The sequence below is a fragment of the Rhizobium sp. N621 genome (genome assembly GCF_001664325.1).
Lineage (GTDB): Bacteria > Pseudomonadota > Alphaproteobacteria > Rhizobiales > Rhizobiaceae > Rhizobium > Rhizobium esperanzae.
The window spans coordinates 1181032-1193950 of the sequence record NZ_CP013495.1 but is presented as its reverse complement, the minus strand read 5'-3'; the positions used below and the strand labels follow the sequence as shown (position 1 = coordinate 1193950).

Sequence of the window (12919 nt, the reverse complement as noted above, 5' to 3'; positions counted from 1 at the left end):
CCTCATCCGCCCTCCGGGCACCTTCTCCCCATGGGAGAAGAGGAGTCGAGAGGCCGCGGCACGTCCCTTCTCCCCTCGGGGAGAAGGTGGCGGCAGCCGGATGAGGGGGCGACGCGGCGCGACGGCTGAAGCAAAAACGAGAGAAAAACCATGCAAGCAGATTTCGTCATCATCGGCTCCGGCTCCGCCGGGTCCGCCCTCGCCTATCGCCTCTCCGAGGACGGCAAGAATTCCGTCCTCGTCATCGAGGCGGGCGGCAGCGATTTCGGGCCGTTCATCCAGATGCCGGCAGCGCTTGCCTGGCCGATGAGCATGAAGCGCTACAATTGGGGTTATCTCTCAGAGCCGGAGCCGAACCTCAACAACCGGCGTATCACCGCGCCCCGCGGCAAGGTGATCGGCGGCTCTTCGTCGATCAACGGCATGGTCTATGTGCGCGGCCACGCCGAAGACTTCAACCGCTGGGAGGAGCTCGGCGCCAGCGGCTGGGCCTATGCCGACGTTCTTCCCTATTTCAAGCGGATGGAACATTCGCATGGCGGCGAAGAGGGCTGGCGCGGCACGGACGGGCCGCTGCATGTACAACGCGGCGGCTTCACTAATCCGCTGTTCCGCGCCTTCGTCGAGGCCGGCAAGCAGGCAGGCTTCGAGACGACCGAGGATTATAACGGCAGCAAGCAGGAAGGCTTCGGGCTGATGGAGCAGACCATCTTTGCCGGGCGCCGCTGGTCTGCCGCCAATGCCTATCTGAAACCGGCGCTGAAGCGCGACAATGTCGGGATCGTCTACGGTATGGCGCGCCGGATCGTCATCGAGAACGGACGGGCGACTGGCGTCGAGATCGAACGCGGCGGCAGGACAGAGGTGGTGAAGGCCAACCGCGAGGTGATCGTCGCGGCCTCCTCCTTCAATTCGCCGAAGCTCTTGATGCTGTCCGGCATCGGCCCGGGCGAGCATCTGAAGGAAATGGGCATCGCGGTGAAGGCCGACCGGCCGGGTGTCGGCGCCAATCTGCAGGACCATATGGAATTCTATTTCCAGCAGGTCAGCACCAAGCCGGTGTCGCTCTATTCCTGGCTGCCCTGGTTCTGGCAGGGGGTGGCGGGCGCGCAATGGCTCTTATCGAAGGGCGGGCTCGGCGCCTCAAACCAGTTCGAAGCCTGCGCCTTCCTGCGCTCCGCACCCGGGCTGAAGCAGCCCGACATCCAGTATCATTTCCTCCCCGTGGCGATCAGCTATGACGGCAAGGCGGCGGCCAAGAGCCACGGCTTCCAGGTGCATGTCGGCTACAACCTGTCGAAATCGCGCGGCAGCGTGACGCTGCGCTCGCCCGACCCGAAGGCCGATCCTGTGCTGCGCTTCAATTATATGAGCCATCCGGAAGACTGGGAGAAGTTTCGCCACTGCGTGCGGCTGACCCGCGAGATCTTCGGGCAGAAGGCGTTCGACGCCTATCGCGGCCCGGAGATCCAGCCGGGCGAAAGCGTGCAGAGCGACGAGCAAATCGACGCCTTCCTGCGCGAACATCTGGAAAGCGCCTATCACCCCTGCGGCACCTGCAAGATGGGGGCGAAGGACGATCCGATGGCAGTGGTCGACCCGCAGACCCGGGTGATCGGCGTCGATGGCCTGCGCGTCGCCGACAGCTCGATCTTTCCGCATGTCACCTACGGCAACCTGAATGGCCCGTCGATCATGACCGGCGAGAAGGCGGCGGATCATATTCTCGGCAAGCAGCCGCTGGCGCGCTCCAACCAGGAGCCGTGGATCAACCCGCGGGCGGCGGTGAGCGATCGGTAACAGCCTCGGCGTCAGAGAAATCCGATCCACCGCCCGGCCAATTGAAGGTGAGACGCCCAGCGCCCTTCTCCGAGCCTTGGAGCTCAGGCCAGCAGGCGGGTGACTTCGGCGCCTTGCCTCGGGCCGACGGCATCGGCGATCGTCGTCGAGAACAGCACCTTGCGGGTGGCGTCGGCGACCTTGGCGAAGACGTGGCGGATTTCGCAGGTCTGTTCACCATCGCAATCGTCGCATTTGCGGTAGGCGGTGATCGACAGGCACGGCAACGGCGCGATCGGGCCGTCGATGATGCGCAGGATTTCGCCGAAGGTGATGGTGTGGGCGGGCTTGAGCAGGAGATAACCACCCTGCTTGCCCCGGCGGCTGACGACGATGCCGTGATGTTTCAGGTCGAGCAGGATCTGTTCGAGGAACTTCTTCGGGATCTTCTGCTGCGCGGCAATATCGGAAATCATCACGGGTTCGTCGGCATCGGCATCAGCCAGAACCGTCAGCGCCCGCAGCGCATATTTCGCCTTTTGCGTAATCATCTCAGACCGTCGACACACACAGGCGGCGCGTATTCCCGCGCCGCTTCACGAGCACATTTGCCTCTATGGCACAACCAGCATGAACGGAATTTGAACGCACCAGCAGAAAGCCTTGAGGGACAAGCATTTTGGCCTCGTTTTTGACGCTCGGCCAAGCCCTTGCAATCTACGCCAAATCAGCGCCTCCCGCATCTTTTTCGGCATCACTTCAGATTTCGGATTGACAGGCTGCGTGTAACTCTACTAAATTTATAGACATTCAGGCAGCCGAGGCGGATTTTCTCTGCCGGGCGGCTGTTTTTTTGCATTGCGGCAGCTTCGGAGAGATATTTGCTCCTCCTGCCGCAGCTTTCGAAATCCCTTTTTCTGTGCGATGCATGCGCGAACTGCGATACTCCTGCTCAACAAAGGACAGGATTCTGATGACTGTTACCAATCCAATCGCGCAGGCCGAGGCGCTGAACGATAAGCTGGCGGGTCTCGACCTCGCCGGACGTCTGTCGCTGGTGGCGGGCCTTGGTGGCCGCGTGGTGTTCACCACCTCGCTCGGCATCGAAGATCAGGTAATCACCGCCGAGATCGGCACGCACCGCCTGCCGATCGATATCGCGACGCTTGAGACCGGCCGGCTGTTTGCCGAGACGCTGGCGCTGATCGACGAGACCGAAGCCCAATACGACATCCATATCCAGCGCTTCACTCCCGAAAAGGCCGATATCGACGCCTACGCAGCGAAATACGGCCTCAACGGCTTCTACGAAAGCGTCGAGGCACGGCATGCCTGTTGCGGCGTGCGCAAGCTGAAGCCGCTTGCGCGCGCTCTCGAGGGTGCAACGATCTGGATCACCGGCCTGCGCCGCGGCCAATCGGCCAACCGCGCCGAGACGCCCTTTGCCGAATATGATGCCGAACGCCACCTTTTGAAGGTCAATCCGCTCGCCGATTGGGACCTGGAGGCGATCAAGGCCTTCGTTTCGGAAAACGGCGTGCCGGTCAATCCGCTGCATGCGCGCGGCTATCCGTCGATCGGCTGCGAGCCGTGCACCCGGGCGATCAAGCCCGGCGAGCCGGAGCGCGCCGGGCGCTGGTGGTGGGAGCAGGACGAGAAGCGCGAATGCGGTCTGCACGTCGCCGAAGAGGCCTCCGCGGTGGTCGCCGCACAATAATCAACCCTCACGGCTTTCCCAATCAGGGCGCGGCGGCCGCTGCAGCCTTTGGGGAAGCCAACATCAAGGAATTGTTTGCGGGCAGCCGCAAAGATCGACAGTCTGGAGTAAGACATGCCCGATAGCCGTCCGGATACGGAACTCAGCAATCCCCAGAGCGCCAAGGCGCCGCTCGACCCGCATCTGAAGGCGCTGGAAAACGAATCCATCCATATTTTCCGCGAGGTCGCGGCCGAATTCGAGCGTCCCGTCATGCTCTATTCGATCGGAAAGGATTCCTCGGTGCTACTGCACCTGGCGCGCAAGGCCTTCTATCCCGGCCGCGTGCCCTTCCCGCTGCTGCATGTGAACACCGGCTGGAAATTCCGCGAGATGATCGCCTTCCGCGATGAGACCGCCAGGAAGTACGACCTCGACCTGATCGAGCACATCAATCCGCGCGGTGCGGCCGAAAACATCACGCCCTTCACCCATGGATCGGCGGCCTTCACCGATATCATGAAGACCGAGAGCCTGCGCCAGGCGCTCGATGCCGGCCAGTTCGATGCGGCCTTCGGCGGCGCGCGCCGCGACGAGGAGGCTAGCCGCGCCAAGGAGCGCATCTATTCCTTCCGCACGCCCGATCACCGCTGGGATCCGCGCAACCAGCGTCCGGAACTCTGGAACATCTATAATGGCATGATCCGCAAGGGCGAGAGCGTGCGCGCCTTCCCGCTGTCGAACTGGACCGAGGTCGATATCTGGCGCTACATCCAGGCCGAGGACATTCCGCTCGTGCCGCTCTACTACGCCAAGAAGCGCAAGTTCGTGGAGCGTGACGGCATGATGATCCTGGCCGAGGATCCGCGCCTGGAACTCTTGCCCGGCGAAGTGCGCCAGGAAGGCATGATCCGCTTCCGCACGCTCGGTGACTTCCCGCTGACCGGCGCCATCCGCTCACAGGCGACCACGCTGGAAGAGGTGATCGCCGAACTCGAAATTGCAACGGTGTCCGAACGCCAGGGCCGCGCCATCGACCGCGACCAGTCCGGCTCCATGGAAAAGAAGAAGCGTGAAGGATATTTCTGAGATGACCGCAGCCAACACCGCCGTCTCGGCCGCAACCGCCGTCAGCCTGCCCGCGGCCGAGCCGCAGAAGGCTCAGCGCGACTCGCGCCCGCTGCGCCTCATCACCTGCGGCAGCGTCGATGACGGCAAGTCGACGCTGATCGGCCGCCTGCTCTGGGACACCAAGGCGGTCAAGGAAGATCAGGCCGCCACGCTGCAGCGCGATTCCACCGGCAAGCAGAACGATCTCGGCCTGCCCGACTTCGCCCTGCTGCTCGACGGCCTGCAGGCCGAGCGGGAACAGGGCATCACCATCGATGTCGCCTATCGCTATTTCTCCACCGACAAGCGCTCCTTCATCGTCGCCGACACGCCCGGCCACGAGCAATATACTCGCAACATGGCGACGGGTGCTTCGACCGCCGATCTCGCCATCCTGCTCGTCGACGCGCGCTTCGGCATTCTGGAACAGACGCGCCGTCATGCGACCATCGCTTCGCTGCTCGGGATCAAGCAGTTCGTGCTTGCCGTCAACAAGATCGACCTGACCGGCTACGACCGCGCCGGCTTCGAGAAGATCAGCCATGAATTCCGGGAATTCGCGCTGTCGCTCGGCGTCAAGCAGATCACCGCTATTCCGATGTCGGCGCTGAAGGGTGAAAACGTCGTCTATTCCGGCCAGACCGCCATGCCTTGGTACAGCGGTCCGACGCTGGTGGAGACGCTGGAGCTTGCCACCGTGCGCTCGTCGCAGACGGTCGGCTTCCGCCTCTCGGTCCAGCGTGTGTCGCGTCCGGGCGAAAGCTTCCGCGGCTATCAGGGCACGGTCGCCGGCGGCTCGGTCAAACCAGGCGACAGCGTCATGATCCTGCCGTCGGGCATGGTCGCCAATGTCTCCAAGATCGTCACCTTCGATCTCGTGCGCAACGCCGCCGTCGCCGGCGACGCGATCACGCTGGTGCTCGACCGCCAGGTCGACGTGGCACGCGGCGACATGATCGTCTCGATCGACGCCCAGCCGCAGGTCGGCCTTGCCTTCGACGCGCAGATCGTCGCGCTGCAGCCCGAGGGCATCGAGCCCGGCAAGCGCTACTGGCTGAAGAGCGGCTCGCGCCGCCAGCGCGTCCAGGTTCAGCCGCTCAGCCAGCTCGAATTGAAGACCGGCACGTGGAACGCCGCCCAGCGGCTCTACATGAATGCGATCGGCAAGGTGCGGCTTTCCTTCGACGAGGCGGCGATCTTCGACCCCTACGAGCAGAACCGCCAGTCCGGCTCCTTCATCCTGATCGATCCGGAGACCAACAACACGGTCGCCGGCGGCATGGTGACCGGCAAGCGTAGCGAGCTCGGCGGGCTGCACACCGGCGACGCCCGCGTCATCCTCTCGCTGCCGGCCGATCTCGCCGAGCAGATCATGGCGAGCGAACTCTTCGCCAGCCGCAGCCATGAAGCCGAAGTGCGGCGGATGACGGCAGCCGAAGCGGCCGACCTCTGGTCGAGCGCTGCGAGCGATATCTGATAAGAGATAGGGGGCCAGCAAGACTGGCCCCTTATGCGAGGCCGAACCCGCTGGCTAAGAGCTGGCGGATTCCTCGCGAAAGGCGCTGTCGCAAACTTCAGTGATGAAATCGATATGATCCTCGGACGTTTTGCACGCCCGCTTTCGGCCGGAAGCGGCCAAAGCCCTCGGGCTTAAGCGCATTGCCTTGTCCGGCATTTTCCAAGCCACTTTAGGCGGGACCAGATTAATCGCAAGACCCGCTCTCAGAGTTGACTCCCAGAAATAGTCACACCTGTTCTGGAGGCGGTGGCTCACGAGGATGTGATGACGAATTGGCGAATATCGGCGGTGGCTAGCGTGTTGTCGTCCAGGGCAGAAAACGAAGGAGTTCTTGCGATGAAAATCCATCACTTGATTACCGCGGCGTTCTTGCTGGTTTCCACCTGCGGCGTTGCCCAGGCGGACGACCATCTTTTCCAGGCGGAACAGCATGGATTGAAGTCCGGCAGCACGGCGGCTTCCACGACGCACGCCTTTACCACCAACAATGCCGGTCACAGCGGTACATTGGCGCCCGGCCAGGGAAGTCCGTTCACCGGGCACGACACCCAGACGCCGGCCACCGACACGGATGCCGCCAACGAGCACGCCAACGTGAAGCCCCGCTGAGGAGGCCGACGGTCACTCAGGCGAATTGCTATTAGGCTTAGGTAGATCGATTTTGAAGGCGCAGCGATTGTCTTTCTTGCGCCTTCCTTGTGCATGACGGGCTGCCATCGGCTGCCCTGTCGCCGAAATTATGTTTGCGATCAGCCTCGTTTCGTGGCGGCCGTCTCCCGGCCGGATTCTGGCGGCGTGCTTGGAACTAATGACGGGCGAGACTGTTTCAGCTGTGACTTTGGCATGACGCTGACACGCCCTCCTGGCTGGGTAAGCCTCGATTGTGAGGAGACTTGCATCATGAAGAATTCGTCCACAATTCGTTCAGTCGCGGCTGCGGTTATCGCTGCAGCGGGAATCAGCTTTGCCGGCTCCGCGCATGCCGACAGCGGTACCATCAGCTTCTCAGTCTACAAGGCTGCCTTCTTTGTGGGTGGTTCTGGAGGCGAGGGTACGCTGACCTTCCATGGTCGCCGCTATCCCATCACTGTCGGCGGCATCTCGGGCGGCCTCGCCTTCGGGGCTTCTAAGACCAATTTTCATGGTACCGTTCGCCATATTCGCCGCGCTCGAGATGTGACGGGGGTCTACGGTGCGGCGGGCGGTGGCGGCGCCGTCGGCAAGGGGGCCCAGGTGATCGTCATGACCAATGACAAGGGCGCCCAACTCGAACTCTCAGGCAAGCAGGTAGGCCTGCAAGTCAATGCCGATCTCAGCGGTATTGCCATCACCGTAAAGTAAGGGCCGTCGCACCGTTCGCCGCCCCGAACGGGTCGCGATGCGCAGAGTTGCTAAAACTCTACAGAGAAATCGGGTGGGGTCGCTGCCGTTGACAGGCTTGCGGCCGGTCAGTGTGCGATAATTCACAGATTGGCCGCTAAAAAAACAGTGTTTGCAGAAAACGGACTTTTTCAATTCCGATTCGCTGTTTACCGCTTGCCCGCGGGCTCATATGAGCACATTCTTAAATTGGATCCTGGCGGTGCGGTAAGACGAGAGGTCAGGCCTGCAACGCTCAATCTCGACCTCGCAGTACTTCACGTGGCGCCTTTGCTTGACTGATCCCGAGCGAGGAGGTGTCCATGTCCACGCCCTATGTCGACCACCCGCTACAACCGGGCGACCCGGTCCCGAACGTTGTGTTCGATGCAATCTCGCGCGAGGGGAAGATCGCACTTGACGATTTTCGTGGCCGCAGCCCGTTGTTGATCGGTTTGTTTCGGGGCCTGCATTGTCCGTTCTGCCGGCGCCATGTCGCCGCCATGGCATATCTCAACCCGATGCTGCGTGAGAAAGGTGTCCAATCCCTGGCTGTTGTAAACACCCCGGTCGAACGCGCGCGGCTCTATTTCCGTTACCATCCGATACCCGATCTTCTTGCTGCTTCGGACCCGGTACGGGCTTCGCACCAAGCCTTCGGCTTACGCGAGGTCGGGATCGACACGGTGATGGCGATACGGATCGATCTTCCGGGCGAGTTGCCCGAGCCCATGAGCGTGGTGGCAATGGGCGAATTTCTTAACAAGAAAGAAGGATATCAAATGACGGAAGCCGATGAGCGGATGATGACCGCCGACCACGGGCAGCTTGTCGGTCAGTTCCTCATAGACCGGCAGGGAATCGTGCGCTGGAGCTTCACCGAGGTGCTGGAGGCTGGGCTCCAGACATTCAAGGCACCGAATTCCCAGGAATTGATGTCGGTAGCTTCCCAGGTCGCGCCTTGAGAGAAAAACTGGCTCGACGCCCACCGCCAGGTGGTGCTCAGTGAGTTGCGGAACTGCTGCGGCCTTTTGCGGTGGAACACTCCGCATCACGCGGATATATAGGTCATGCTGCGTTGGCTTTTTAGCGGTTACCGATGCCCAATTCTCCCGATTCCTCAGGTGAAAGCGTTAGCAGCTCGATCTCGGGTCGCAATCAGACAGCAGATCCGGCGGCGCAAGCGGCTGCCTCGGATTCACCAGACATTGCCCAAGTCAACGACCCGCAACCGCCCCACGGATCCTTCGGCCAAACCAGACGGGCCGCGAGCAATCTATTCCGGGCGCTACGTCACGATTTGCAGGCAAGTTCTGCCTTGGCGAAGAGCAGGACGGCCGCTTCGGTTTTGAGGCGGAAGCTATGGCGGTCGATGCGGCTGGCAGCCACATCAGCTCCAACCAGGTGGATGACCACTGCTCTAGCCAGAGCCGGAGGCGGAACTCGCGTTCGGCGTATCAATCCGGCACAAAGCAGCCAGCGCCGGTCGCGTCTGGCGGGCTGGTGGAAATTCGCTCTCGGGCTGACCCTTCTTGTCTGCCTCCTCGTCGGAAGCGTGCTGGTGTGGGCGCTGAAAGACGTGCCCTGGAGCGAAATCCGGGATGGAACGTTAAAGCCGGTCGTGGTGCTGGAAACTGCCGACGGCGCGCCTCTGGTCAGGCAGGGACCTTATCAAGGGCCATATGCGCGCTACGACCAGTTTCCGCCCCATCTGATCGACGCCGTGCTGTCGATCGAGGACCGCCGGTTCATGGATCATTTCGGCGTCGATCCCAGGGGCATCGGCAGGGCGTTTCTGCGGAACCTGGAGGCCGGCTCGGTGGTGGAGGGTGGCAGCACCATCACCCAGCAACTCATCAAGCTGCAATATCTCGACAGCGATCGAACGATAAAACGAAAGATACAGGAAGTTGTCATCGCCGTCTGGCTGGAATGGAAGCTCGGCAAGCGGGAAATCCTGACGCGCTATCTCAACAGCGTCTATCTTGGCGCGGGGGCTACCGGCATGCCTGCGGCCGCGCGCATCTATTTCAACAAGGATATCGGCGACCTTAACCTACCGGAGTCGGCGATGCTGGCGGGGTTGTTGCGGGCGCCCAGCCAATGGAACCCCATCGATAATTTCGAAGGCGCCCGGCAGCGCACCATGGTCGTTCTCGACGCGATGACGGCCAATGGCAAGATCACCGCGCCGGAGGCGGCGGAGGCCAAGGGGAGCTTTGCCAAGCTGCATCCAACGACGCCGACGCCGCGCTCGGGAAGCTGGTTTGCCGACTGGATTTCGCCGCAGGCGAGCGAAATCGCCGGCTCGTCGCCAGGTTCGACGACGGTGCGCACCACGCTGGTGCCGCAGTTGCAACAGATGGCCGAGCGCGTCGTGAAACGGTCCCTGGACGGCGAAGGAAAAACAGTGGGGGCATCGCAGGCCGCTTTGGTTGCGATGACGCCGGACGGCGCGGTCGTAGCGATGGTTGGCGGGCGCGACTACAAGGCGAGCCAGTTCAACCGCGCCGTCACTGCGATGCGCCAGCCGGGTTCCACCTTCAAGCTATTCGTCTACTACGCAGCATTGAAGGCTGGGCTCACCTTGTCCGACCAGGTGCTGGACGCGCCAATCGACATCGACGGCTGGTCGCCGGAAAATTCCGGCGGCAACTATAGTGGGTGGGTTACGCTCGCTGAGGCATTTGCGCGATCGCTCAATGCCGCGTCGGTGGCGCTTGCCCAAGAGGTCGGTCTGGACAATGTGATTGCCGCGGCGCGCGAACTTGGTATCGATGCGCCACTGGCCGACACGCCGTCTTTGGCGCTCGGTACCTCCGAGGTCAATCTGCTCAATCTCACCAGCGCCTATGCGTCCGTCCAAGTCGGCCGGGCCCCCGTCAAGCCCTGGGGTATCATCGATTTCCAGGCGGCAGGGCAGCCCAAGGCCTTTCGCGTTGGCGCGCAATCCAAGCCGAGTGTCGATCTTTCGCCTTACCAGTCCGATCTTCTCGGGCTGCTGCAGCTGGTGGTCGAGCGCGGCACCGGACGTGGAGCAGATCCCGGCACCTTTGCGGCCGGCAAGACCGGCACCAGCCAGAACAATCGTGATGCCTGGTTCGTCGGCTTCACGGACAACCTCGTCGTCGGCGTCTGGGTCGGCAATGATGATGACGCGCCGATGAAGGGAGTGACGGGCGGCGCCCTGCCGGCCCATATCTGGCGCGACTTCATCCGCGAGGCGACGACCGCACCAAGCCTGAACGGCGTGCGATCGACCGAAATAGTCGACGATGGCCAAGGCGCACCGCAGTCCTGCAACATCAGCGCCTGCTCGCGCAGTTACCGATCCTTCCGCCCGTCCGATTGTACCTATCAGCCCTATTCTGGCGGCCGACGGCTTTGCGAAAAGTGATCGGGTTCGGCAGATATCCAACCGCGGGGACTACCTGCCCAGTGCGTTTTTCAGCGCATCGACGACGACACGGACGGAGGGGACGTCTTTGATATCGGCATGGACCACAAGCCAGACCTCTCTCGTCAACGGCTGTTCGGTCTCGATGCGCTGGAGACCGCTCGACTCCAGGGCGGCGAAATCGGGAAGCATGACGACACCAGCACCAAGGCTTGCAGTTGCGGCCTGAAACTCCAGAACGGACGACCTCACGGTGATCGGCCGGCCGGCGGCCAGTTCGACCAGCCGCAATTGTTGCGGTGAGGCGTTCATGGTTTCGTCGTAACCGATGAAGGTCCAGTCCGACGGTGGAACCGTTTCGAGATAGGCCTTCGATGCGTAGAGATGAAAGCTTGTCTCACCGAGCTTGGCGATAGCGTAATCTCCGTCCTCCGGACGCGACATTCGCACGGCGACGTCCGCCTCCCGCCTGTTCAGCGAGGCGAGGCGCTTTTCTCCGACAAGCGTGATCTCAACGCCGGGATGGTCTCGCCTGACGGTCGCAATCGGTTTTGCGAGCAGCACGCTTGAGAGTGCGGGAGGCGCGCTGATCCGGACATGGCCGCGCAATTCCGTGGCGCTGCTGCGACCAAGCTGCTCGATTGCGGCTGTCTGGACGGCGACGAGAGCCGCGTGCCTGGCGACCTGCTCTCCGTCCGAAGTCAAGATGATGCGGCGTCCGCGGCGGTCGACGAGTCTGCGTCCGAGACTGGCTTCAAGCGACGAAACGCGCCGACTGACGGTCGCATGTTCGACGCCGAGTTGTTTTGCTGCGCTCAGCAACGTTCCCGATTGCGCGAGGGCCAGGAAATGCCGAAGGTCGTCCCAATCCAGCTTTGTGAAATCTCTCCCAATCATTGTGCATTAATAGGGAGTTTTCACCCATTTCGCCATCGCTTAATTTGTCCGAAATAAGGAGAGCACGAGCGATGACTGACCAGATCATATGGCTGAACGCCCCCGGCGACAGCACCCAGTTCCATATTGAGCAGTACCAGTGTGAGGGCCCCGGCGATGGCGAGATCCGAATCCGTCATGAGGCGATCGGAACGAACTTCCTCGACGTTTATCACCGACAAGGTATCTACCCGATGCCGTCCTACCCCGCGGTGATTGGCGCCGAGGCGGCTGGCATCGTCGAGGACGTCGGCCCCGGCGTCTCGATGTTCGAGAGAGGTGATCGCGTTGCCTATGCCGGGCCTCCGGTTGGCGCCTATCGCTCCGCACGCAACATCGCCGCCGAAAGGGCGATCAAGCTGCCCGACGCCGTTTCGGCAAGAACGGCCGCGAGTTCGCTGCTCAAAGGCATGACCGCCTACATGCTGTTGAAGAAGACCTATAATGTGCGTGCAGGAAATCAGGTTCTGATCCATGCGGCCGCGGGCGGGCTCGGCAGCATCCTGGTTCGCTGGGCCAAATCGCTTCAAGCCACGGTGATCGGGACGGTCGGCTCCTCCGAAAAAGCAGCCCTCGCCGCATCTTGTGGAGCCAATCATCTGATCGTTGGACGCGGCGCCGATATCGTCGCTGAAGTGAAGCGGTTGACGAACGGGCTCGGCGTCGACGTCGCCTATGATGGGATCGGCGGCGAGACGCTTCTCAAAAGCATACGCTCTGTCCGCCCATTCGGCATGGCTGTCACCATCGGTCAGGCGGCCGGCGCCATTCCACCCGTGGCTGTCGAGGAACTTCGCCCGGGCAAGGCGCTCTGCCATCCGAGCATCATTGCCTGGTGCGCCGACGTCGAACAATATCGCGAGGCTGCAGTCGCTGCGATCAGGGCGATGGAGACAGGCATCGTTTCGCAAATCGGTGCCGAATACCGTTTGTCCGAGGTTGCCAAGGCGCACGACGAGATGGAATCCGGGCGCGCGGCGGGCAGTGTCCTGCTGATACCTTGATTGCCTGCGCTCCGATCCGAGCGGCGGCTTTCGACGGGCTGATCCGGGTGGGCGATCCGGCGGCCCACTTATCCGAAAAATGGCATTATCTTATCCATTCCGTCCATCTACAGCGACAA

11 protein-coding genes are annotated in these 12919 nt (G+C 62.1%); 9 read left to right on the top strand and 2 right to left on the bottom strand.

Features of this window, described 5'->3' with window-relative positions; translation table 11 throughout:
• Positions 1-150 precede the first annotated feature (150 nt).
• Entirely contained in the window at positions 151-1800 is a 1650-nt protein-coding gene (betA, locus tag AMK00_RS05830) for a choline dehydrogenase (protein ID WP_064809861.1), read from the top strand.
• 83 nt (positions 1801-1883) lie between these two features.
• Here betA and AMK00_RS05825 read toward each other — a convergent pair whose 3' ends face one another.
• On the bottom strand, positions 1884-2330 hold the full coding sequence (locus tag AMK00_RS05825) for an RrF2 family transcriptional regulator (RefSeq protein WP_064809860.1): 447 nt from the start codon (positions 2328-2330) through the stop codon (positions 1884-1886).
• 422 nt (positions 2331-2752) lie between these two features.
• Here AMK00_RS05825 and AMK00_RS05820 point away from each other — a divergent pair, with 422 nt between their 5' ends.
• The 7 genes from AMK00_RS05820 (at position 2753) to AMK00_RS05790 (ending at position 10860) form a co-directional block, all read left to right on the top strand.
• Positions 2753-3496, top strand: a complete 744-nt coding sequence (locus AMK00_RS05820) for a phosphoadenylyl-sulfate reductase (RefSeq protein ID WP_064811654.1) — start codon at positions 2753-2755, stop codon at positions 3494-3496.
• A gap of 114 nt (positions 3497-3610) precedes the next feature.
• Positions 3611-4564 (top strand): sulfate adenylyltransferase subunit CysD, encoded by a 954-nt coding sequence (gene cysD / locus AMK00_RS05815; protein WP_011424472.1) that lies wholly within the window; start codon positions 3611-3613, stop codon positions 4562-4564.
• Position 4565: 1 nt separating this feature from the next.
• Entirely contained in the window at positions 4566-6062 is a 1497-nt protein-coding gene (gene cysN, locus AMK00_RS05810) for a sulfate adenylyltransferase subunit CysN (protein ID WP_064809859.1), read from the top strand.
• A 378-nt stretch (positions 6063-6440) separates the two neighbouring features.
• Positions 6441-6713 carry a hypothetical protein gene (locus AMK00_RS05805; protein WP_064809858.1) on the top strand — a complete coding sequence of 91 codons (273 nt, stop codon included), beginning with the start codon at positions 6441-6443 and terminating at the stop codon, positions 6711-6713.
• A 291-nt stretch (positions 6714-7004) separates the two neighbouring features.
• Positions 7005-7445, top strand: a complete 441-nt coding sequence (locus tag AMK00_RS05800; protein ID WP_064801094.1) for a hypothetical protein — start codon at positions 7005-7007, stop codon at positions 7443-7445.
• 341 nt (positions 7446-7786) lie between these two features.
• Positions 7787-8428: a peroxiredoxin-like family protein gene (locus AMK00_RS05795; protein WP_064801092.1), complete on the top strand. Its 642-nt coding sequence runs from the start codon at positions 7787-7789 to the stop codon at positions 8426-8428.
• Positions 8429-8562: 134 nt separating this feature from the next.
• Entirely contained in the window at positions 8563-10860 is a 2298-nt protein-coding gene (locus AMK00_RS05790; RefSeq protein ID WP_064809857.1) for a PBP1A family penicillin-binding protein, read from the top strand.
• A gap of 30 nt (positions 10861-10890) precedes the next feature.
• Here the strand turns inward: AMK00_RS05790 and AMK00_RS05785 are convergent, their stop codons facing one another.
• Complete coding sequence (locus AMK00_RS05785) at positions 10891-11757, bottom strand: LysR family transcriptional regulator (RefSeq protein ID WP_064809856.1); 867 nt, start codon at positions 11755-11757, stop codon at positions 10891-10893.
• 71 nt (positions 11758-11828) lie between these two features.
• Between AMK00_RS05785 and AMK00_RS05780 the strand changes: the two genes are divergently transcribed.
• The gene (locus AMK00_RS05780; RefSeq protein ID WP_064809855.1) at positions 11829-12800 is read left to right on the top strand and encodes a quinone oxidoreductase family protein; all 972 of its coding nucleotides are present in this window, start codon (positions 11829-11831) and stop codon (positions 12798-12800) included.
• Positions 12801-12919 lie beyond the last annotated feature (119 nt).